The organism is Nocardioides flavescens, assembly GCF_009823805.1.
GTDB classification, from domain to species: Bacteria; Actinomycetota; Actinomycetes; order Propionibacteriales; family Nocardioidaceae; genus Nocardioides; species Nocardioides flavescens.
This window is the reverse complement of the sequence record NZ_WUEK01000004.1, coordinates 70,069-91,055: the sequence shown is the minus strand read 5'-3', so window position 1 is coordinate 91,055 and position 20,987 is coordinate 70,069. Positions and strand designations below refer to the sequence as shown.

Below are 20,987 nucleotides of genomic sequence, written 5' to 3'. Positions count from 1 at the left end.
TCGACCCACGAGGGCGTCTCCACGGAGGTCTCGTATGCGTCCCACATGCTCCGCACTGGCAGCAGCCTGCCTGCTAGCCGTCGGACTGTCCGTCCCCGTCCTGGTCCCGTCCACCGCCAACGCGGCTGTGACTCGATGCAGCGGGACGCCTGACTACCTCGGTGTCCAGAACGTGACATGCAAGCAGGCTCAGAAGATCGTCAACGAGTTCCTGGACGAGTACGACGAGAACCGCACCTACCGCATTCGCGGCTTCCGTTGCCATTCCGATGGCCCCGACCTCAGCTACGGGTTCACCTGCCTCAAGACGAGCCAGGGCAAGAAGCGCATCGTCAAGTGGGCGGGCGACTGAGAAGCGACGCTCGTCGCCGAGATCGGCCTACTCCCACTCGATGGTGCCCGGCGGCTTGCTGGTGACGTCGAGGGTGACCCGGTTGACCTCGGCGACCTCGTTGGTGATGCGGGTCGAGATGCGCTCGAGCACGTCGTAGGGCAGCCGCGCCCAGTCGGCGGTCATGGCGTCCTCGGAGGTGACGGGGCGGATCACGACGGGGTGGCCGTAGGTGCGGCCGTCGCCCTGCACGCCGACCGAGCGGACGTCGGCGAGCAGCACCACCGGCATCTGCCAGATGTCGCGGTCGAGACCGGCGCGGGTGAGCTCCTCGCGGGCGATGGCATCGGCCTGGCGCAGGATGTCGAGGCGCTCGCGGGTGACCTCGCCGATGATGCGGATGCCGAGCCCGGGCCCGGGAAACGGCTGGCGCCACACCATCGTGCTCGGCAGCCCGAGCTGCTCGCCGACGAGGCGCACCTCGTCCTTGAACAGCGTGCGCAGGGGCTCGACGAGCTCGAAGGCCAGGTCGTCGGGCAGGCCACCGACGTTGTGGTGCGACTTGATGTTGGAGGTGCCGGCGCCGCCGCCCGACTCGACGACATCGGGGTAGAGCGTGCCCTGGACGAGGTACGCCGTGGCTTGAGCACCCGAGTCGAGGTCGCCGAAGACGCGCACCTCGGCGGCCTCGAAGGTGCGGATGAACTCGCGGCCGATGACCTTGCGCTTCTCCTCGGGGTCGACGACCCCCTCCAGCGCACCGAGGAACTGATCGGCGGCGTCGACGACGTCGAGCGTGTCGAAGACGGCCTCGAAGTCGGAGCGCACCTGCTCGGTCTCGCCGAGGCGCATCATCCCGTGGTCGACGTAGACGCAGGTCAGCCGGTCGCCGATCGCACGCTGCACGATCGCGGCGGCGACGGCGGAGTCCACACCGCCGGACAGCGCGCAGATCGCGCGGCCCTCACCGATCTGCTCGCGGATCGCCTCGACCTGCTCCTCGACGATGTTGAGCATCGTCCAGGTCTGGCGGCAGCCCGCGATGTCGTGGAGGAAGTGCTCGAGCACCTGCTGGCCGTGCTCGCTGTGCAGCACCTCGGGGTGCCACTGCACGCCGGCGAGCCCGCGGTCGACGTCCTCGAACGCCGCCACCGGGGTCGTGGCGGTCGACGCCAGCACCGTGAAGCCGTCCGGCGCCTGCGAGACGGAGTCGCCGTGCGACATCCAGACGTTGTGCTGCGCCGGGAGGTCGGCGAGCAGGGTGCCGGGCTCGGAGACCTCGACCGGGGTGCGGCCGTACTCTCGCGCGCCCGTGTGGGCGACCGTGCCGCCGAGGCCCTGCGCCATCAGCTGGAAGCCGTAGCACATGCCGAACACCGCGGTGCCCTGCGTGAACAGCGACGGGTCGATCGAGGGCGCACCGTCGGCGTAGACCGAGGACGGCCCGCCGGACAGGATGATCGCCTTGGGCTCGCGGGCGAGCATCTCGGCGACCGGCATCGTGTGCGGGACGATCTCGGAGTAGACCCGCGCCTCGCGGACGCGTCGAGCGATCAGCTGCGCGTACTGCGCGCCGAAGTCGACGACGAGGACCAGGTCGTGGTCGGAGTGCGGACCGGCAGCCGTCATGGGGCCGAGCCTAGAGCGTGTCGCTCAGGTCTCCAGAACTGCGAGGGAGGTGTTGATCAATGGGGGTGGATGTCGGCGTCGTCCCGGTGCGTGCACGAGTGGTGCCGACGAGGGAGCCGTGCCGGAGGCACGGCGACCGAGGAGAAGCCGCTCGGGTGCGTGCTGGGGCGGGGCTGACGCCGCCCTTGCCATTGATCAACGCCTCCCCAGGTCCCGCACCGCGTAGCGGTGGTGCTCCCACTCCTCCTCGAGGATCGTCTGCAGGCACGACAGCACGGTCTCGGCGTGGCCGGGCGCCCACGGGTTCTCCCTGGTCTCGGCGAGGAGCTCCGGGGTGACCGTCCCGATGAACCCCCGCACGATCGACATCCGGTCGGCGCGCGCCGCCAGCACGTCGGCGTACGCCGGCACGCCGGGCGCGAAGACCGAGACGTCGAAGCCGTCGGTGACGTACTCCGCGTGCGGCTGCCCGAGCGGGTGGAACGGCTCCTCGACGCCCAGCACGGCCCGGCGGAGCCAGACGTCGGTGGCCATGACCAGGTGGCGCAGCGTCTGGCTGAACGACCACTCCCCCGCGACCGACTCGTCCACCGCGCCGGGCGGGAGCGCCGCCGCCCGCTCGCACGTCGCCCGCCAGGCGCGCTCCACGGCCGTCCACGCCTCGCGCAACGCATCCGGATCGGCGGCCCGGCGCAGCGCTCGGCCGGGGAAGCGCCGGTCGAGCTCGGCGTCGACGTAGGCCACGACGTCGACGCCGTTGACGACCAGGGTGCCGCCGGGCTCGGTGAGCCACGGGGAGTCGATCTCCATCCCGCCGACGTCGACCCCGCGCAGCACCGCCCCGGAGAGCAGGCAACGGTCGAACCGCGCGCCACGCAGGTCCTCGTCGACGAACCGTCGTCCGCTCACCGTCGCTTCTTCCGCTTCACCTCGAACCTCACCGTCGCGGGCGTGGGGTCGGCGACGCCGGCGAGGACCGCTCGCACCGCGAAGGTGTGTCGCCCCTTGCCGACCTTCAGCTTCGTCGGCGAGGTGCAGGAGGCGAACGCCTTCGCATCGAGGCTGCACTCGTACGTCGCGCCGGGGCTCGGCGAGGAGAAGGTGACCTTGACCTTGGTCTTCTTCCGCACCGTCCGGACCTTGGCGCCCGGTGCCTTGCCGATGGTCGTCTCAGGTGGGGCGGGAGCGTCCGGCGGGGTCCAGGTGATGGTCACCGAGGCTGGTCCGACGGCCGTCCCGATCGAGAGACCGGTGGCGCCGACGGCGAACCCGCTCGAGCCACCGCCGCCGCCGGCAGCCGCGAGGCCGCCACCGCCCCCGCCACCGCCGCCGAACAGACCGCCGCCGCCTCCACCGCCGGTGTCGGCCGCTCCGGCCGTGCCCGAGCCGTCGCCGCCCAGACCCAGCTGACCGGCCGTCCCGGGCACACCGTTGTTGATACTCGCGCCACCCGTGCCGCCCGCGGTCTGACTCGCACCCCCGCCGGCGCCGACGCCCGCGCGGACGGTGGAGCCGTCGGCTCCCGCGCCGTCGCCGTTCCGGTTGCCGCTACCTCCTGCACCCCCGGCCGCACCTTCACTGTTGCCACCGGCACCGCCACCGCCACCAGCGGTCACCAGGCGCGAGGGCAACGAGGCCCCACCTTGCAGCCGCGGTACGGTCCGGACGTCGGAGGCGCCACCTCCGCCACCGCCCTGCGCATAGTTGGTGAACAGCGCCCGGCCGCCGCCGTTGAAGCCCCCGGCCGCGGGCGACGGGCCCGGCCGGGTGCCGTCCGCCCCGCGACCCCCCACCTCGACGTAGAGGACCTGACCGGGGGTCACCGGCACGGTCCCCGTCGCTATAGCCCCGGCGCCGCCGTAAGCGCCGCCGTTGCCCCCTCCCCCGCTGGCCCCGGTCGCGGTGATCCGGATCGAGGTGACGCCGGCGGGCACCACCCACTGCTGCTCCGCGCCGGTGTAGGCGAAGCTCACCGTCTGCGGGGTCGCGGCCACGGTCTGGGAGGGCAGTGCGACGACGCCTGCGACGACCAGCGCCCCCGCCCCGACGGCCCCCAGCACTCCCGCCCTCATCGACGCTTCTTCCGCTTCACCTCGAACCGCACCGCCGCGGGCGTCGGGTCGACGACGCCGGCGAGCCCCGCTCGCACCGCGAAGGTGTGCCGGCCCCTGCCCACCTTCAGCTTCGCCGGCGACGTGCACGGTGCGAACGCCTTCGCGTCCAGGCTGCACTCGTACGTCGCGCCGGGGCTCGGCGAGGAGAACGTGACCTTGACCTTCGTCTTCTTGCGCGCGGCCCGGACCTTGGCGGCGGGCGCCTTGCCGATCACGGTCTCGGGCGCGGTCGCCGGGGCTGCCGGGGCCGTCGCCGGGTCCGCGGGGGTCCAGGTGATCGTCACCGAGGCGGGTCCGGTCGCCGTGGCGATGGACAGGTTCGTCGCACCGACCGCGAAGCCGCTCGATCCGCCACCGCCGCCGGCGGTCGAGCCGCCGCCTCCGCCGCCGTAGAGTCCGCCGCCGCCTCCACCGCCGCTGTCACCGCGAGGCGCTCCGCCGCCGGATCCACCGAGCCCGAGCTGGCCGGCCCGCCCGGGACTCGACGCCGTGCCTCCCGCTCCCGGTGCGGTCTGAGTGGCACCGGCACCACCGGCTCCGTAGGGACCCGCTCCGCCGGCCGCCCCGGGTCCGGTGCCGTCGAGGTTGCCGGACCCACCGCCGCCGGGACTGCCCTGGGCGACGCTCTGGCCGGTGCCGCCACCGCCTCCCGCCACCACCAGACGCGACGGGAGCGAGGCCCCGCCCTGCAGCCGGGGGACGGTGCGGACGTCGCTGGCCCCGCCGCCGGAGCCGCCCTGGCCGTAGGCCGGCGGCACCGAGCCGCCGCCGTTGAACCCGCCCGGGAGCGTCTCGGTGTTGCTGAACTTCCCGTTCAACCCGTCGCCGCCCACCTCGACGTAGAGCACCGCACCCGGCGTGACCGGAACGGTCGCCGAGGCCCGGGCGCCGGGGGCGCGGCCGATGCCGCCGCGGGCACCGTTCGCCACGATCTGCACGGAGGTGACACCAGCCGGCACCACCCACTGCTGCTCACCACCGGTGAAGGCGAAGCTCACCGTCTGCGGCGGGGCGGCGGGCGCCGAGGGAGCCAGCCCCACCGTCCCCGCGACCACCAGGGCCGCGACCGCGGCCGACCCGACTCTGCGCACGACTCGTCCTCCCGAGGGTTGGGCTCTCACTGAACCCCGGGACGGCGAACGCCGGAATGGCCCGGACGGGCCATTGCCCGCAGGCTCACGTGGTTCCAGACAGGACTTCGTCCTTCCTCAACCACCGACCCGGTGGTTGATGAAGCCGGCTACGGCCGTCTCGAAACCACTCACCGCGAGACGTGGTTTCGAGACAGGACTTCGTCCTTCCTCAACCACCGAGAAAAACCTCGACACACAGCAGAGCCCGGCCGGGGAGGGAGGGTGGCCGGGCTCTGCGTCGTGTGTCCACTCGCCTGTTGGACCAGCAATTGGACGGTGGGCGCCGGCCGGGAGGGAGGGAGCGTGGTGGCCGGTGTCCGACCCTTCAACGACGGCTGCGGAAGGGGGTTACGCACCCGTCGGAGAAGTTTTCAGGAGACCCCGACGATGGGCAGCCGCAGGGCGCCGTAGGCGCCCGCGGGCACGACCGGATGCTGCGGCTCGACCGGCGCGATCCGCTCGTACGCCGCGTCGAGGGGCGGGCGCGGGTCCTCCTCGCCCTTGTTGGGCCAGAAGGCCATGGCGCGCTCGGCCTGAGCGGTGATCGTCAGCGACGGGTTGACCCCGAGGTTGGCGGTGATCGCCGAGCCGTCGGCCACGTGCAGACCGGGGTGGCCGTAGACGCGCTGGTAGGGGTCGACGACGCCGGTCTCCGCCGAGTCGCCGATGGGGCAACCGCCGATGAAGTGGGCGGTCAGCGGCATCCCGAAGGGCTCGCCGATGTTGCCACCGGCGATGCCGCCGAGCAGCTCGGCGATGCGGCGCACGGCCTGGTTGGCCAGCGGGATCCAGGTCGGGTTGGGGGCGCCGTGGCCCTGGCGCGAGGTCATCCGCCACACGCCGAGGGTCTTGGTGCCGTAGGTCGTGATCGAGTTGTCGAGGCTCTGCATCACCAGCGCGATGACCGTGCGCTCCGACCAGTGCTGGAAGTCGTAGAGCTCGCGGATGGAGCGCCGCTGATTCCACATCTCCTTGGCCCAGGTCTTGACCCGGTGCTCCTCGCCGTCGCCGTCGGTCAGCACGGTCTGGAGCATCGCCATCGTGTTGAACCCCTTGCCGTAGCGGCAGGGCTCGATGTGGGTGTTGTCGTCGGGGTGGAACGACGAGGTGATGGCCACGCCGTAGCTGTAGTCGGTCGTGTCACCGGCGGGCGCGATCGCGCCCAGGATCGACTCGGAGTTGGTGCGCGAGAGGTAGCCGAGCCGCTTCGACAGGCGCGGCAGGAAGCCCTCGTCCTTCATCCGGTGCAGCAGCTTCTGGGTGCCGAGCGACGCGGCCGCCATGACGACGTGCTCGGCGGTCAGCACCTTCTCGTGGCGCCGGGTGCGGGCCTTGGTGAACTTCACGCGCACGTCGTAGCCGCGCTCCACTCCGCCCCGGCGGCGCGGGGAGATGCGGGTGACCGTGGTCAGCGGGAGCACCTCGGCGCCGTTCTGCTCGGCGAGGTAGAGGTAGTTCTTGACCAGGGTGTTCTTGGCGTTGTGGCGGCACCCGCTCATGCACTCGCCGCAGTTGAGGCAGGCGTTGCGCGCCGGCCCGGCGCCGCCGAAGAACGGGTCCTCGACCCGCTCGCCGGGCCGCGCGTCCGGGCCGCCGAAGAAGACGCCGACCGGCGTGGGGTGGAAGGTCTCGGCCACGCCCATGTCGGTCGCGACCTTCTCCATGACGTCGTCGGCGGGGGTGCGGACGGGGTTCTCGACGACGCCCAGCATCCGCTTGGCCTGGTCGTAGAACGGCGCGAGCTCGCTGCGCCAGTCGGTGATGTGGGCCCACTGCGGGTCGTTGAAGAACGGCGAGAGCGGCTCGTAGAGCGTGTTGGCGTAGACCAGCGACCCGCCGCCGACGCCCGCACCCGCCACGATCATCGTGTCGCGGACGGCGTCGATGCGCTGGATGCCGTACATGCCGAGCGCCGGCGCCCACAGGTAGCGCTTGAGGTCGAACGTGCCGGTGGCGAAGTCGTCGTCCTCGAAGCGCGGGCCGGCCTCGATGACGCCGACGCGGTAGCCCTTCTCGGTCAGGCGGAGCGCAGTGACGGAGCCGCCGAAGCCGGAGCCGATCACCAGCACGTCGAAGTCGAACTCCGGGCGCTCCTCGCCCTGCTCCGCAGGGGTGTCGGTGCGTGCGTGTCGTCCGGGCATCAGGCCCTCCCCAGCTTCTTCATCAGGCGCAGGTTGGCGGTCATGACCTTGGCGTAGGTGTCGTCGGACATCCCCAGCACCGGCCCGAACCGCAGCAGCCGCTGCGTCGCGACCGACTGGGTCTCGGTGAAGCGGGCGATGCCCTCGGCGCCCTGGCGGCGACCGAGCCCGGAGGCCCGCATGCCGCCCATCGGGGCGTCGAGGGAGGCGAACGTCGCGGCGAAGGCCTCGTTGACGTTGACGGTGCCGCACTTCACCTGGCGGGCGAGGTCGCGCGCGCGGGCGGTGTCGCGGCTGTAGATCGAGGCGTTGAGGCCGTAGTCGCCGGCGTTGGCGCGGGCGACCGCGTCGGCCTCGTCGTGGAAGCGGTAGAGGCTGACGACCGGTCCGAAGGTCTCCTCGCCGAAGCAGGTCATCTCGGGCGTGACGTCCTCGAGGACCGTCGGCTCGTAGAAAAACGGCCCGAGGTCCGGTCGGGCGCGCCCGCCGGTGAGCACCCGGGCGCCCTTGGCCACCGCGTCGTCCACGTGGGCGGTCACGGTGTCGAGCTGCTGCTGGGAGATCAGCGAGCCCATGTCGTTGCCCCAGTCGAGCGTGGCCCCGAGGGTCATCGACTCGGTGCGCGAGACGAACCGCTCGACGAACCGGTCGTAGACCTGGTCGGCCACGAACATCCGCTCCGAGGAGACGCACAGCTGGCCGGCGTTGGAGAACACCGCACGGACGGCGCCCTCCGCGGCGCGCTCGACGTCGGCGTCGCGCAGCACGAGGAAGGGGTTCTTGCCGCCGAGCTCGAGCGAGCAGCCGATCAGCCGATCGGCGCAGCCCTGGGCGACTCGGCGACCGGTCGCGGTCGAGCCGGTGAAGCAGACGTAGTCGGCGCGCGCGACCAGCTCGGGACCGATCTCGGAGCCGGGGCCGGCGACGACGCTCCACAGGTCGGCCGGGAAGCCGGCCTCCTCGAGCAGCTGCGCGGCGTACAGCGCCGAGAGCATGGTTTGGGCGTCGGGCTTGGCGACGACCGCGTTGCCGGCGAGCAGGGCGGGGAGGCCGTCGCACAGGGCCATCGTGAAGGGGTAGTTCCACGGCGAGATGACGCCGACGACTCCCTTGGGCACGCGGTTGACGTCGATGCGCGTCAGCCCGGGGACGACGCCCTGGCCGCGGCGGGTGTCGAGGTGCTGGTGGGCCGTGCGGGCGTAGTAGCGCGCGGTGAGCGCCACGTGCAGGGGCTCGTCGAAGGCGTGCTTGCGGGCCTTGCCGGACTCCCAGACGATCAGGTCGATGATCTCGTCCTGCCGGTCGAGGATCAGGTCGTGCAGGCGCAGCAGCGCGGCGGCCCGCTCGCCGACGCTGGTGCGGGCCCAGGCCTCCTGGGCGCGTCGGGCGCGGGCGAAGGCCTGCTCGACGTCCTCGGCGCTCGACTGCGGGACGTGGGCCAGCGGGGCGCCGGTCAGCGGGGTGCGCACCTCGACGGTGCGACCCGTCGTCGCCACGAGGCGGCGCGTCAGGCTCGCGACGTGCTCCGGCTCGAGGGCGTACGACGCGGCCACGTCGTGCTCAGGGTCGAGGGGACCGTCGACGAGCGGACCGCCGGCAGAGGTCGGGTTCCGGTCACTGTTCCGGTCGCTCATGCCTCGAGCCTAGGTCGGTCTCGGCCCGTTCGCTACCGGTGAGTATCGAACTGTGCCGATTTACACACTGCTCCCAGGTGTCAAGCGCGCCCATTGCCGATCCAGCCCGGTCCGCCGTTGTCAGGCCGGTCCGGACCCGCCCTGGTTACCGTGGGCGGATGCTGGCCTCCCTCCGCGTCTTCGTGGGCGCGCTGCTCGCCGCCCCGGTGTTCATCGTGATCGCGATGGGGTTCGTCCTCGCGCCGACCGACGGGGCGCTGGACGCCACCCCGCTGCTCGCCGTACCGCTGGTCGCCGGGCTCGTGGCGTTCGGGATCTGCGAGGCCGTGGGCTACCGCGCGCCCGCGATCACTCCCGGCACCGACCCCGAGCAGGCCCGGGCGCAGAGCGTGGCGGCCTACCGCGCCGGCACGACCACCCGCTTCGCCTTCAGCGAGGCGGTGCTGTTCGTCTGCCTCGCGCTCGGCTTCGTGGTCACCTCGGGAGGCTTCCTGCTCGTCGTGCTCGCCGCGGTCGTCGCCATGGCGCTCGTGTGGTTCGAGTGCTGGCCGCGCGAGCGTCCCGTCGCCCGCACCCAGGCCTCGCTGGAGCGCAACGGCGCGCCGTCGTACCTCCGCGAGGCGCTGGGCCTCCCGGGCACGGCAGGCGTGTCGGACGTCTCCGGCCCCGTGGTCCGCGAGCTCTGAGCGTGATCGGTCTCGAGCTCGCGCGGGCGCTGCAGGCCGCCGGGCTGCGCTGGGACCCGGCGCCGGGCGACGCCTTCGCCGTGCCCGACCGCGACCTCGACGAGCAGGTCTTCGTGCTCAGCGACATGGTCATCCAGACCGTCGACGTCCCCGACGGCCCACCGGTCCTGGCCTTCAACGGCACCACCGAGTGGGCCCTGGACAGCCTCGAGGCGCACGAGGCGGTCTGGCTGCCGCGCGAGGACCAGCTGCGCGCCGTCCTCGGGCGCTCGTTCGTCTCCCTCGAGCGCGTCCCCGGCCCGCCGGAGGGCTACGCCGTCACCGTCGAGACCTCCCGCTGGGTCGACGTCACCCCCGAGGCGGCGTACGCCCGGGCGGTGCTGGGAGTCCTGACGGCCGGTCTCCCGTAGTGGTTCTGAGACGGCCGTAGCCGGCCTCCTCGACCACCGGCGTCGGTGGTTGAGGAAGGACGAAGTCCTGTCTCGAAACCACCCGCTCCGACCAGCTCAGACGACGACGACCTCGACGCGCTGGAACTCCTTGAGCTCGGTGTAGCCGGTGGTGGCCATGGAGCGCTTGAGGGCGCCGATGAGGTTCATCGTGCCGTCGGCGGTGCGGGAGGGGCCGAAGAGGATCTCCTCCAGGGTGCCGACGGTCTCGAACTCCACCCGCTGGCCGCGCGGGAGCGAGCCGTGGTGGGCCTCGGCGCCCCAGTGGAAGCCGCGGCCGGGGGCGTCGGAGGCGCGGGCGAACGGCGAGCCGACCATGACGGCGTCGGCGCCGCAGGCGATGGCCTTGGCGATGTCGCCGGACTTGCCGATGGAGCCGTCGGCGATGACGTGGACGTAGCGCCCGCCCGACTCGTCGAGGTAGTCGCGGCGGGCCGCGGCGACGTCGGCGACGGCGCTGGCCATCGGCACGGCGACGCCCAGGACGGTGCGGGTGGTGTGGGCGGCGCCGCCGCCGAAGCCGACGAGGACGCCGGCGGCACCGGTGCGCATCAGGTGGAGCGCGGCCTGGTGGGTGGCGCAGCCGCCGACGACGACGGGCACGTCGAGCTCGTAGATGAACTCCTTGAGGTTCAGCGGCTCGGCCTGGCTCGAGACGTGCTCGGCGCTCACGGTGGTGCCGCGGATGACGAACATGTCGACGCCGGCGTCGACCACGGTCTTGGCGAACTCCCGGGTGCGCTGCGGCGAGAGCGAGCCGGCCACGGTCACGCCCGCGTCGCGGATCTCGCGCAGCCGCTCGGTGATGAGCTCGGCCTTGATCGGCTCGGCGTAGATCTCCTGCAGCCGCGCGGTGGCCCGCTCACCGCGGAGGCCGGCGACCTCCTCGAGCAGGGTCGAGGGGTCCTCGTAGCGGGTCCAGAGCCCCTCGAGGTTGAGCACCCCGAGCCCGCCCCAGCGGCCGAGCGCGATCGCGGTCGACGGCGACATCACCGAGTCCATCGGCGCCGCCAGCACCGGCAGCTCGAAGCGGTAGGCGTCGATCTGCCAGTCGACGCTGACCTCCTCGGGGTCGCGCGTGCGCCGCGAGGGCACGATCGCCACGTCGTCGAAGGAGTACGCGCGGCGCGCCCGCTTGGCCCGGCCGATCTCGATCTCGGTCACCGGGTCATCCTCGCATCCGGCGGGCACGGCACCATGGACAGGTGAGCCAGCCCGTCGACCAGGCCGCGAGCCGACCCGTGAGCCAGCCTGTGAGCCAGCCTGTGACCGTCTCCATCACGCGTCACCTCGCGCCGGGCCACGACGACGAGATGCTGGCGTGGATCCGCGCGGGGTCCGCGCTCGCGTCGCGCTTCGAGGGGTTCCTCGGCTCGGGCTGGGTCCGCCCCGCGGTCGGCTCGGACCAGTGGCACATGCTCTACCGCTTCGCCGACGCCGAGGCGCTCGAGCGCTGGGAGTCCTCCCCGCAGCGGGAGTGGTGGCTCGGCGCGGCCCAGGGGCTGGTGGGGCACGCCAAGGTGGAGCGGTTCACCGGCATCGAGGGCTGGTTCGACCCGCCGTCGTCGTACGACGCCGAGGACCTGCGCCCGGCGGCCGCTCCTCCGCCGCGGTGGAAGCAGATGGTGGTGATCTTCCTGGTCTTCGCGCCGCTCAGCCTGGTCGTCAACTACCTGTTCCACTGGCTGCTGCCCGACCTGGCGCTGCCGCTGCGGGTGCTCACCTCGGTGCTGGTGATGACCCCGACGATGACCTACCTCGCCCTGCCGTGGATGACCAGGCGGATGGAGTGGTTCCTCCAGGGCCAGCCGCCGCCGTGGCGCCGGCGCGTCAGCGCCTGAACGGCCCGCTGAGCGCGGCCCACTGCAGCAGGGCGACGGTCTTGCCGTCGGCGATCCGGCCGTCGCCCACCATCGCCAGCGCCTCGTCGAAGGCGAGCTCGAGGACCTCGATGTCCTCGCCCTCCTCCACCACTCCCCCGCCCGCGCCGATGCGGTCGCCGGCGGCGTACGCCGCGGCGTAGCAGTGCAGCCGCTCGGTCACCGAGCCCGGACTCATCCACAGGTCGAACACAGGGACGAGCTCGCGGACGCGCACCCCGAGCTCCTCGGCCGCCTCGCGCCGGATGGCGGTCTCGGGGTCGTCCTCGTCGAGCAGCCCCGCCGCGACCTCGACGAGCATCCCGTCGGGGTGGTCGTTGACGTAGACCGGGTAGCGGAACTGCCGGGTCAGCAGCACCGTGCCGCGCGCGGCGTCGTACGGCAGCAGGGCGGCGCCGTTGCCGCGGTCGTAGGTCTCGCGCTGCTCGGTGACCCACCCGCCGTCGCGGCGCCGGCGGTCGTACGTCGTGCGCCGCAGCACGTGCCAGCCCTGCGAGGTGAGCTCGACGTCGCGCACGACGACATCGGGGTTGCGGGCGAGTTCGCGGCCGACGAGGTCGAGACCGGTGCGCCCCCGGTGGTCGGGGACGTCCACCCCGGGCGTCACGACGTCGCCCCGGCGCCCACGACCGGCACGTCCTCGAGACGGAAGAAGACGGGCAGCCCGCGCTCGCGGGCCGTGGCGACGTCCTGGTCGGCGCCGACGGAGTCGCCGGGCAGCCGCAGCACTGCGTCGCAGCGGGCCAGCAGCCGCCGCGCGGTGGGGTAGAGCACCTCGTCGGCCAGCGGGTCGGTCTCGTCGGCCCCGGCGGAGTGCAGCACCGGCAGCGCCACCCACTCGCCGATCACCGGCAGGTGCCCGGCGGCGAAGAGCGGCCAGGCGGCCTCCTCGAGCCGGGCGAGGTTGGCGGCCATCGCGGCGGGGTCGCCGCCGGTGCCGGAGCGGTAGGGGCCGGCGATCAGGATGAGCATCGGGGTCGTCATGCGGCGTACACTACGACCAAACGTGCAACAACGTGCAACATCAGGAAGGAACGCCGTGCTGGCAGCCGAACGACGCGACTTGCTCCTCACCCGTCTGCGCACCGACGGCAAGGTCGTCGCCAAGGACCTCGCCGCCGAGCTCGGCCTGTCCGAGGACAGCATCCGGCGCGACCTGCGCGACCTCGCCGCCCAGGGCCTGTGCCAGAAGGTGTACGGCGGAGCCGTACCCGCCTCCCCCGCCGTCGTCGACTACGCCGGCCGCCGCGCCCTCGCCCCCGAGAGCAAGCAGGAGGTGGCCCGCCGCGCCGCACGCCTGGTCCACCCCGGCGCCGTCGTCGTGCTCGACGGCGGCACGACCGCGCTCGCGGTCGCCGGCGCCCTGCCCGCCGACCTGACCTGCACCGTCGTCACCCACAGCCCGACCGTGGCGGTCGCGCTGCTCGAGCACCCCGGTGTGGAGACCATCCTCATCGGCGGGCGGATCTTCAAGCACTCGGCGGTCGCCTGCGGCGCCGCCGCCGTCGAGGCGGCGGGATCCGTCTCGGCCGACCTGTTCTTGCTGGGGGTCACCGGTGTCCACCTCGAGCACGGGCTGACGACCGGCGACGCCGACGAGGCCGCGATGAAGCGGGCCCTGTCGCGTCGCGCCGCCGAGACCTGGGTGCTGGCGAGCGCCGAGAAGCTCGGCACTGCCTCCGCCTTCGACGTGCTCGGCCTCGACGACGTCGCCGGGATCGTCACCGACGGCGGCGACCACGAGGTCAGCCGCGGCCTGGCCGCCCGCGGCATCGCCGTGCTCTGAGGGCGTCAGTCGTCGTCGCGGATGCGGCCCGTCGCCGTGCCCGAGCCCTGCAGCACCGCGCCCGAGACTCCACTGACGACGACCCTGAACCGCTCGTCGCGCTCGGGCCGTCGGTCGCCACGCACCCTCACCACGAGCCGCACCGAGGTCGTGCCGGCCGGGACCGTCACCGTGCCGCGGCCGGCGCGGTAGTCGGACGGCGCCCTGGCCGTGCCGTTCCGCGTCCGCCACGCGAAGGTGACCGGCGACGACGAGGGAGCGCTGAGCGAGACCGTGAACGCCAACCTCCGCGTGCCGCGGTCGCCCTCCCTGACCTTGGCGCCGGCCACGGACAGGGACGGCTGGGTCGTCACGGGACTGGGTGTGTCGACAGGCGTCACGACCTGGGGCACGCCGACGTTGCCGGCGGTCAGCGCGAAGTCCTGGTCCAGCGGCGTCGCGTTGCCCGGGACACCGTCACCGGCGATGTTGGTGCCGCGCACCCGCAGCGTCACCGGCCCGGTGGTGCCGGGCGGGAGGAAGACGCTCTCGACGTTGTTGCGCGGGTCGGCACTGCCGCCGGTGACCGAGGTGGCGCCCGAGAAGACGTTGCCGCGGTAGGTCTGCCCGCCCGCCAGGACCTCCAGGTCGAGGTCGTTGACGTAGGCACTGCCCACCGTCGAGCCGGGAGCGTCGGTCCAGGCCAGCGTGACCCGCACTGGCTCCGTCGGGTCGGTGACCGCGAGGTCGCGGGTCCAGGTCTGTCCCGAGGCGGTCAGCAGCGTCTGCTGGTCGGTCGCGAACCGGGCCGTGGTGGGGTCGAACAGCTCACCCAGGTCCGGTACGCCGTAGCCCTGGGCGCTGCTCGGCAGGCTGCCGCCGGCGCCCGTGCCGTCGAGGTAGCGCGGGGTGCTCAGCAGCAGCGCCTTGAGCATCGCGGGGCTCGCCGTCGCGCCGGGAGCCAGCACGCGGCCGTACCAGCTCTGCACGAGCGAGGCGGCTCCGGCGATCGCCGGCGTCGAGTGCGAGGTGCCGGACGACCAGGTGTAGCGGGTCTGTCCGGCCGGGTAGTAGCGCTGGTCACCGCTCGCCGCGCCGCAGACCCCGTCCCCGACGTAGCCCGACACCTGCGACGCGGGCCCCTGGACGTGGGTGCCGGCCGCCACCAGGTCGGGCTTGACCCGCAGGTCGGCGGTCGGGCCGCGGCTGGAGAAGTCGGCGATGTCGGAGTCGCTGTCGCCGTTCACCTCCCCGCAGCCGTCGAGCGTGTCCTGGTCGCGGACGTTCTCGGTGGCGCCGACCGTGAGCACGTTCTTGGCGCTCGCGGGCGAGGAGATGGTGCCCGCGTCGGCCCCGGCGTTGCCCGCCGCGAAGACGTGCAGCATCTCCTGGTTGCCCGCGACGGCCGAGCTGGCGTCGCGGGTCAGGACGTCGTACGCGCGAGCCTGCGCATCGTAGGCGCCGTTCACCGCGCTGCCCCACGAGTTGGAGGTGAGACCGGCGCCGGCCAGGTAGGCCCGTCTCACCATCGCGGAGACCGTCCCGCCGCAGACGGTCAGGTCGAAGTCGCCGTTGTTGCGGAACACCTTGAGCGACCCCACCCGGCCCCACGGCGAGACCCCGAGGCCGTAGTGGAAGCCGTTCGCGTCGACGTTCGCCGCGCCCGTGCCGTCGTTGTAGCCGCCGACGATCCCGACGTTGATCGTCCCGTGGCCGGCGAGGCCGTCGGCCTGGGAGTCCCTGGTGCAGTTGACGTTGGACGCGACGCGCGAGGCGTTGGTGCGGCGGCCCTGCAGGTAGAGGTCGTCGACGCCGGTCGAGACCGACCCGTTGTCGAGGCCGTCGTCGACGACCACGACCTGGGGGTACGCCGACGGGTCGTGCGGGAACCCGAGCCGGTCGAGCCAGGCGAGGTAGCCGGGCCCGGAGGGGCGGGTCCGACCACCCACCCGGACGACCGCGTCGCCGGCGAGCAGCTGGCCCTGCACCTCGTCGAGGGGCTCGGGCGCGGCGACCGGCTCGACGTCGACGACCGGTGCGAGCGCGGCGAGGCCCTCGACGTCGGCCGCGGGCACCCGCACCGACACGGTGGTGAGCCCGGCCAGGTCGTAGGGCTCGCCGAGGACCGTCGCGCTCGCTTCGAGGGACGCGACCGCCGCGGCCCCGGCAGGGTTGTCGACGACCTGCAGGGTGATGTCGACGGTGCCGCTGGTGTCGTCCGGCGGGTCGCGCAGCTCGGGCGCCAGGCGGTACGCCGGGTCGAGGGGGCCCGACCAGACCACGGCGCCGTCGCCGTCGGCCGCCTCCGCGGCGAGCGCCTCGGCGTCCGCCTGCGTCACCCAGACGAGGTAGGCGTGGTCGGGGACGTAGGACACGACCCGGGCGCGAGCCTCGAGCGCGGCGTACCACCGCGGCTGGATCGGGCCGGCGTACTGCACGAGGCGCAGCTGTCGGCCCGGCACGGGGGCGGTGCCGTCGACCGCGGCGCGCGCCCGGGCCGCGAGCCCCTGGGGCGGGGCCGAGGTGTCGAGGTCGACCCCCCGCAGGTGGATCGACGTGCTGTCCGGCTGCACCGAGGCACGGGGGACGGCCTCGGCCGCCCGCCCGGGCACCGCGGCCCCGGCCGCCGCGAGCGCCAGGACGGCGACCACGGGGACCGCCGCCGGGTGAAGACGCGTGCGGGTCATGCGGCCTCCTGGTGCGAGCCGCGGGAGAGGGTGTCCGCCTGCGGCGGCGGCATCGTCGCACGCCCGGCTGTGTGCGGCGCCGGCTGACCGGACCAGCGCCCCCGGGTGGTCGGCGGAGGCTCAGCGCTCGCGGGCGAGGCGGCGCAGGTCGGTGCGGGTGGGCTCCTCGCGCACCCGCGCGACGACGGTGTCGACGTCGTCGTGGAGGAGGTACTCCAGGTGCGCGGTCAGCGGACGGCGTTCGGGCAGCAGGGAGGTCGCCGGGTCGGTCTCGACGAAGTCGCGCGGACCTTCACCGAGCACCGCCACGACCCGGCCCTCGACGCGCAGCGCCCACGTCGAGCCGCCGGCGACCGAGGCGATCGGGCGCGCGCTGCGCACCCAGCCGCAGAGGTCGCCGGTCGTGCTGGCGTCGGGCAGGTCGACGATCGACAGGTGCGGCGCACCGACGTCGTCGCCGGCGGCCACGCTGTCGCGGGTGAGTCGCAGGCGCATCGTCGCGCTCTCGTCCAGCCGGTCTCAGCCGGCGTAGTTGGGCGCCTCGACGGTCATCTGGACGTCGTGCGGGTGGCTCTCCTTCAGCGAGGCGGAGGTGATCCGCACGAAGCGACCCTTCTCCTGCAGCTCGGGCACGGTGCGCGCGCCGACGTAGAACATCGACTGGGTGAGCCCGCCGACCAGCTGGTGGGCCACGGCGGCGAGCGGGCCGCGGTAGGCCACCTGGCCCTCGATGCCCTCCGGCACGATCTTGTCGTCGCTGGCGACCTCGGCCTGGAAGTAGCGGTCCTTGGAGTAGGACTTCTTGCCGCGCGAGCTCATCGCGCCCAGCGAGCCCATGCCGCGGTAGGACTTGTACTGCTTGCCGTTGACGAACACCAGGTCGCCCGGCGACTCCTCGCACCCGGCGAGCAGGCTGCCGACCATGACCGACTCGGCGCCGGCGACGAGGGCCTTGGCGATCTCGCCGGAGTACTTCAGCCCGCCGTCGGCGATGACGGGCACGCCGGCCGGCTGGCAGGCGAGCGAGGCCTCGTAGACCGCGCTGACCTGCGGCACGCCGACGCCGGTGACGACGCGCGTGGTGCAGATCGAGCCCGGGCCGACGCCGACCTTGACCGCATCCGAGCCCGCGTCGACGAACGCCTGGGCGCCCTCGCGGGTGGCGACGTTGCCGCCGATGACCTGGACGTGGCGGGTGGCGGGGTCGGTCTTGAGCCGCTTCACCATGTCGAGCAGCAGGCGCACGTTGCCGTGGGCGGTGTCGGCCACGAGGACGTCGACCCCGGCCTCGACCAGCGTGGTCGCGCGCTCCCAGGCGTCGCCGAAGTAGCCGATGGCAGCACCGACGAGCAGGCGCCCGTGCGCGTCGTTGGAGGCGAGGGGGAACTGCTCGGACTTCACGAAGTCCTTGACCGTGATCAGTCCGGCGAGGCGGCCCTGGTCGTCGACGAGCGGCAGGCGCTCGCGCTTGTGCTTGCGGAGCAGGGTGGTGGCGTCCTCACGCGAGATGCCGACCGGTCCGGTCACCAGCGGCATCGGGGTCATCACCTCGTCGACCTTGGTGGTGGCCCACTCCGCGACCGGGGTGAAGCGCAGGTCGCGGTTGGTGCAGATGCCCAGCAGCCGGTTGTCGACGTCGACGACGGGCAGGCCCGAGACGCGGTACTCACCGCAGATCGCGTCGAGCTGCTCGAGCGTCGCGTCGGGACCGATGGTGACGGGGTTGGAGATGATGCCGGTCTGGGTGCGCTTCACGAGGTCGACCTGGTAGGCCTGGTCCTCGATCGACAGGTTGCGGTGCAGCACGCCGAGACCGCCCTGGCGGGCCATCGCGATGGCCATCCGCGACTCGGTCACGGTGTCCATCGCAGCGCTGACGAGCGGCACCTTCAGCGAGATCTCGCGGGTGAGGCGGGAGGTGGTGTCGATGTCGGACGGCGCGAGGTCCGAGTGCCCCGGGAGCAGCAGCACGTCGTCGTAGGTGAGGCCGAGGCTGGCGAACTTCTCCGGGATCTCCACCTGCCCGATCCTATCGCTCGGCCCGCCTCCTCCCGACCTCGGCGAGGGTGACGTCGGCGTCACCGACGGCTCCGCGGGGCCGCTCCGCGTCAGCGTGCGAGCGGCCGCAGCTCGCGCACGGGCACCCGGACGCTCAGCTCGTCGCCCGCGAGCCGGATGCGCCCGCGCAACCCGGCCGCGAGCACCATCGGCAGCACGGCCTGGTTGCCCGCCGAGGTGCGCAGCACGACCTCGCTCGCCCCGGCGCTCTGGGCCAGCCGGGACACCTCGACGAGCAGCCGGGTGCCGACCCCGCGCCGGCGCCACGCGGGCTCGACCCGCAACGAGATCGCGGGCACCCCCTCCTCGACCTCCTCACCGAGCATCGCGCGGCCGATCTCGGCACCGTCGACCACGGCGCGCACGACGGGCGGCTGGACGGCGTACGCCGGCATGGCCCCGACGTGCGCGGCCGGGGCCGCCGGCGCGGCGTGGGCCAGGGCGTCGGCGACGAGGTCGGCCAGGGCCGCGCCCCGGGCGAGCTCGGTGGCCGTGAACGGCATCGAGCGGTGCAGCAGCACCTGGACCTCGCCGATCGCGAGCTCCATGACCTGCGCGGGGTCGGCGACGCCGGTCTCCACCTCCGGGGGCTCCGCCGCGGCGTCGAAGAGCCGGGCCACCACCTCGGGGAAGCGGTGCGGCTCCTCCAGCACCTGCTGCGCCGCGCGCACGTAGCGCGTCGGCTGGTCGGCCAGCGCGGCCTCGGTGCACCGCAGCGCGCGGACGCCGAGCCCGCCCGCGCCCTCCACGAGCGCGACCAGGCGCGCGGCGTCCCACTCCTCCGGGGTGCGCAGCACGAGCTCGTCGGTCACCGCGCCGATGCCGGGGAAGATCTGCAGGCCGAGGATGTTGATGTCGGCCAGCCCGCACTGCTCGGCGAGCAGGGCCAGGGCACCGGGCCGGTCGGGCAGGGTCGTGCGGACGCGCCAGAGCATGGGGCCAGGGTGACCTCACGACGTTGCGGGACGGCGACACCCGTGTTTCGGCAGGGGTCCGCGACACTGACTGTCGTGCCGCGCCGTCCCCCGTCCCTGGTCGCCGGGCTCGCGGCGGCGGCGTTCGTGGTGCGGCTGGTGGGGCTGACCCGCCCGGTCCGCGCCGACGAGGCGGGCTTCACCCTCGTGGCGCGGGCATGGGACCCGTCTCCCGGCAGCGTCTTCGGCCCCTACTTCGTCGACCGACCGCCGTCCCTCGTCGCGCTCTTCGGCACCGCCGACGCCCTGGCCGGCCCGCTGGCCGTGCGGGTGCTGGGCGCCGTGGCGTGCGCGGTCGTCGTGCTCCTCGCCTGGCGGCTCGCGGTCGAGTTGGATCGCCCCGGCGCGGCGCCGTGGGTCGCCGCCGCGGCGGCCGCTCTCGTCGTCACGCCCGCGATCGACGTGGTCGCGGTCAAGGGCGAGGTGCTGGCCCTGCCGTTCGTGCTCGCTGCGGCGGTGCTGGCGGTCCGACTCGCTCGCGAGCGCACCCGCCACCCGTGGCCGGTCGCGGTGCTCACCGGGCTGCTCGCGGCCGCGCCGCTCGGGCTGAAGCAGAACCTCGCTGGGGCGCTCGTCCTCGTCGGCGTGCTGCTCCTCGCCACCCCCCGCACCCGGCGGCTGCTGCCCGCGGTCGCCCTCGGAGCCGCCGTGCCGGTGCTGGCGACGATCGCCTGGGCGCTCGTCGCCGGGGTGCGGCTGTCGGTGCTCTGGTACGCCGTCTACGGCTTCCGCGCCGACGCCTCCGCCGCGCTGGCAGAGGGCTCGGCCGCCGCACCCGCCCGCCGGGCCCTGGTGCTGCTGCTCATCGTCGTGGTCACCGGGCTCGGCGCCGCCCTCGCGGCGTACGCCGTCACGCTGCGCGGGCAGTGGCGTCACGACGCCCCGCTCACCGGGGCCGTCGTCGCCATGGTCATCTTCGACGTCGCCTCGCTGGTCGCGGGCGGGAGCTTCTGGCAGGACTACGCGTTCGGGCTGGTGCCCGGAGCGCTGCTGGCCCTCGTGCTGGTCGGCGCCCGGGCGCGCCGTGCGGTGGCGAGCCTGGCCGTCGCGTCGTCGCTGGTGTGCCTGGCCGGCTGGGGCGTCTGGAACCTCGCCGGGCGCCAGGAGTTCTCCGAGCGCGACACCGGCGTCGCCCTGGCGGCCGTCGCCGAGCCGGGCGACACCCTCGTCGTCTTCGGCGGCCGCGCCGACGTGCAGCTCGAGAGCGGCCTGGCCTCGCCCTACCCCTATCTCTGGAGCCTGCCGATGCGGGCCCTCGACCCCGACCTGGTCGAGCTGCGCACCCTCGTCGCTGGCCCCGACGCCCCGACCTGGCTCGTCGAGTGGTGGGACTTCGACACCTGGGACCACGCCGCCGGCGACGCCCTGCGCGCCGATGTCGAGCGCCGCTACGTCCGGGCCGGCACCGCCTGCGACGGCCGCCCCGTCTGGCTCCTGCGCGGCGAGGACCGCGCCACCCCCGAGCCGGCCTGCACGAGCTGACCACCGCTACTGGTGAGGGTGGTT

General features: G+C 73.6%; 19 protein-coding genes. 6 read left to right on the top strand and 13 right to left on the bottom strand.

The features are described 5' to 3' along the window. The first annotated feature begins 172 nt into the window (after positions 1 to 172). Positions 173 to 352, top strand: coding sequence for a hypothetical protein (locus GRQ65_RS07510; protein WP_160876816.1), 180 nt, complete (start codon positions 173 to 175; stop codon positions 350 to 352). Between the two features lie 27 nt (positions 353 to 379). Here GRQ65_RS07510 and guaA read toward each other — a convergent pair whose 3' ends face one another. The 6 genes from guaA to GRQ65_RS07480 form a co-directional block, all read right to left on the bottom strand. Then, positions 380 to 1,960, bottom strand: coding sequence for a glutamine-hydrolyzing GMP synthase (gene guaA / locus GRQ65_RS07505; protein WP_160876814.1), 1,581 nt, complete (start codon positions 1,958 to 1,960; stop codon positions 380 to 382). 195 nt (positions 1,961 to 2,155) lie between these two features. Beyond that, entirely contained in the window at positions 2,156 to 2,869 is a 714-nt protein-coding gene (locus tag GRQ65_RS07500; RefSeq protein ID WP_160876812.1) for a DinB family protein, read from the bottom strand. Then, positions 2,866 to 4,032, bottom strand: a complete 1,167-nt coding sequence (locus GRQ65_RS07495) for a glycine-rich protein (RefSeq protein ID WP_160876810.1) — start codon at positions 4,030 to 4,032, stop codon at positions 2,866 to 2,868. The genes GRQ65_RS07500 and GRQ65_RS07495 overlap by 4 nt, the downstream gene beginning before the upstream one ends. Beyond that, a complete protein-coding gene (locus tag GRQ65_RS07490; RefSeq protein WP_202387777.1) occupies positions 4,029 to 5,165 on the bottom strand; it encodes a glycine-rich protein in 1,137 nt (378 codons plus the stop codon). The genes GRQ65_RS07495 and GRQ65_RS07490 overlap by 4 nt, the downstream gene beginning before the upstream one ends. A 413-nt stretch (positions 5,166 to 5,578) precedes the next feature. Continuing rightward, positions 5,579 to 7,348, bottom strand: coding sequence for a GMC family oxidoreductase (locus GRQ65_RS07485; protein WP_160876808.1), 1,770 nt, complete (start codon positions 7,346 to 7,348; stop codon positions 5,579 to 5,581). Continuing rightward, positions 7,348 to 8,982, bottom strand: a complete 1,635-nt coding sequence (locus GRQ65_RS07480) for a succinic semialdehyde dehydrogenase (RefSeq protein ID WP_160876806.1) — start codon at positions 8,980 to 8,982, stop codon at positions 7,348 to 7,350. The genes GRQ65_RS07485 and GRQ65_RS07480 overlap by 1 nt, the downstream gene beginning before the upstream one ends. Positions 8,983 to 9,140: 158 nt before the next feature. Here GRQ65_RS07480 and GRQ65_RS07475 point away from each other — a divergent pair, with 158 nt between their 5' ends. Further along, entirely contained in the window at positions 9,141 to 9,668 is a 528-nt protein-coding gene (locus tag GRQ65_RS07475; RefSeq protein ID WP_160876804.1) for a hypothetical protein, read from the top strand. Between the two features lie 2 nt (positions 9,669 to 9,670). Continuing rightward, positions 9,671 to 10,078: a pilus assembly protein CpaE gene (locus GRQ65_RS07470; protein ID WP_160876802.1), complete on the top strand. Its 408-nt coding sequence runs from the start codon at positions 9,671 to 9,673 to the stop codon at positions 10,076 to 10,078. A 96-nt stretch (positions 10,079 to 10,174) separates the two neighbouring features. On the opposite strand, the gene GRQ65_RS07465 is transcribed toward GRQ65_RS07470, so the two are convergent. Further along, positions 10,175 to 11,281: a GuaB3 family IMP dehydrogenase-related protein gene (locus GRQ65_RS07465; protein ID WP_160876800.1), complete on the bottom strand. Its 1,107-nt coding sequence runs from the start codon at positions 11,279 to 11,281 to the stop codon at positions 10,175 to 10,177. Between the two features lie 41 nt (positions 11,282 to 11,322). On the opposite strand from GRQ65_RS07465, the gene GRQ65_RS07460 reads away from it, so the two are divergent. After that, positions 11,323 to 11,958, top strand: coding sequence for an antibiotic biosynthesis monooxygenase (locus tag GRQ65_RS07460; protein WP_337191551.1), 636 nt, complete (start codon positions 11,323 to 11,325; stop codon positions 11,956 to 11,958). Here the strand turns inward: GRQ65_RS07460 and GRQ65_RS07455 are convergent. Together GRQ65_RS07455 and GRQ65_RS07450 are read right to left on the bottom strand one after the other, a co-directional pair. Then, positions 11,948 to 12,604 carry an NUDIX domain-containing protein gene (locus tag GRQ65_RS07455; protein ID WP_160876798.1) on the bottom strand — a complete coding sequence of 219 codons (657 nt, stop codon included), beginning with the start codon at positions 12,602 to 12,604 and terminating at the stop codon, positions 11,948 to 11,950. The two genes, GRQ65_RS07460 and GRQ65_RS07455, sit on opposite strands and share 11 nt — an antisense overlap. Continuing rightward, positions 12,601 to 12,981, bottom strand: coding sequence for a DUF4406 domain-containing protein (locus tag GRQ65_RS07450; RefSeq protein ID WP_160876796.1), 381 nt, complete (start codon positions 12,979 to 12,981; stop codon positions 12,601 to 12,603). The genes GRQ65_RS07455 and GRQ65_RS07450 overlap by 4 nt, the downstream gene beginning before the upstream one ends. A gap of 79 nt (positions 12,982 to 13,060) precedes the next feature. Here GRQ65_RS07450 and GRQ65_RS07445 point away from each other — a divergent pair, with 79 nt between their 5' ends. After that, positions 13,061 to 13,783 carry a DeoR/GlpR family DNA-binding transcription regulator gene (locus GRQ65_RS07445; RefSeq protein ID WP_237447928.1) on the top strand — a complete coding sequence of 241 codons (723 nt, stop codon included), beginning with the start codon at positions 13,061 to 13,063 and terminating at the stop codon, positions 13,781 to 13,783. 5 nt (positions 13,784 to 13,788) lie between these two features. Here GRQ65_RS07445 and GRQ65_RS07440 read toward each other — a convergent pair whose 3' ends face one another. The 4 genes from GRQ65_RS07440 to GRQ65_RS07425 form a co-directional block, all read right to left on the bottom strand. Further along, entirely contained in the window at positions 13,789 to 16,449 is a 2,661-nt protein-coding gene (locus GRQ65_RS07440; protein WP_160876792.1) for a S8 family serine peptidase, read from the bottom strand. A gap of 120 nt (positions 16,450 to 16,569) precedes the next feature. Next, the gene (locus tag GRQ65_RS07435) at positions 16,570 to 16,944 is read right to left on the bottom strand and encodes a hypothetical protein (RefSeq protein ID WP_160876790.1); all 375 of its coding nucleotides are present in this window, start codon (positions 16,942 to 16,944) and stop codon (positions 16,570 to 16,572) included. A 24-nt stretch (positions 16,945 to 16,968) separates the two neighbouring features. Beyond that, positions 16,969 to 18,468: an IMP dehydrogenase gene (gene guaB / locus GRQ65_RS07430; RefSeq protein WP_160876788.1), complete on the bottom strand. Its 1,500-nt coding sequence runs from the start codon at positions 18,466 to 18,468 to the stop codon at positions 16,969 to 16,971. A gap of 89 nt (positions 18,469 to 18,557) precedes the next feature. After that, positions 18,558 to 19,442, bottom strand: a complete 885-nt coding sequence (locus GRQ65_RS07425; RefSeq protein WP_160876786.1) for a GNAT family N-acetyltransferase — start codon at positions 19,440 to 19,442, stop codon at positions 18,558 to 18,560. Between the two features lie 75 nt (positions 19,443 to 19,517). Between GRQ65_RS07425 and GRQ65_RS07420 the strand changes: the two genes are divergently transcribed. Beyond that, complete coding sequence (locus tag GRQ65_RS07420; protein WP_160876784.1) at positions 19,518 to 20,963, top strand: hypothetical protein; 1,446 nt, start codon at positions 19,518 to 19,520, stop codon at positions 20,961 to 20,963. Positions 20,964 to 20,987 lie beyond the last annotated feature (24 nt).

Coding starts and splice junctions, on each gene's coding strand:
- GRQ65_RS07425 (WP_160876786.1), bottom strand. CDS start 19,442: ATGCTCTGGCGCGTCCGCACGACCCTGCCCGACCGGCCCGGTGCCCTG.
- guaA (WP_160876814.1), bottom strand. CDS start 1,960: ATGACGGCTGCCGGTCCGCACTCCGACCACGACCTGGTCCTCGTCGTC.
- GRQ65_RS07475 (WP_160876804.1), top strand. CDS start 9,141: ATGCTGGCCTCCCTCCGCGTCTTCGTGGGCGCGCTGCTCGCCGCCCCG.
- GRQ65_RS07480 (WP_160876806.1), bottom strand. CDS start 8,982: ATGAGCGACCGGAACAGTGACCGGAACCCGACCTCTGCCGGCGGTCCG.
- GRQ65_RS07450 (WP_160876796.1), bottom strand. CDS start 12,981: ATGACGACCCCGATGCTCATCCTGATCGCCGGCCCCTACCGCTCCGGC.
- GRQ65_RS07435 (WP_160876790.1), bottom strand. CDS start 16,944: ATGCGCCTGCGACTCACCCGCGACAGCGTGGCCGCCGGCGACGACGTC.
- GRQ65_RS07485 (WP_160876808.1), bottom strand. CDS start 7,348: ATGCCCGGACGACACGCACGCACCGACACCCCTGCGGAGCAGGGCGAG.
- GRQ65_RS07440 (WP_160876792.1), bottom strand. CDS start 16,449: ATGACCCGCACGCGTCTTCACCCGGCGGCGGTCCCCGTGGTCGCCGTC.
- GRQ65_RS07495 (WP_160876810.1), bottom strand. CDS start 4,032: ATGAGGGCGGGAGTGCTGGGGGCCGTCGGGGCGGGGGCGCTGGTCGTC.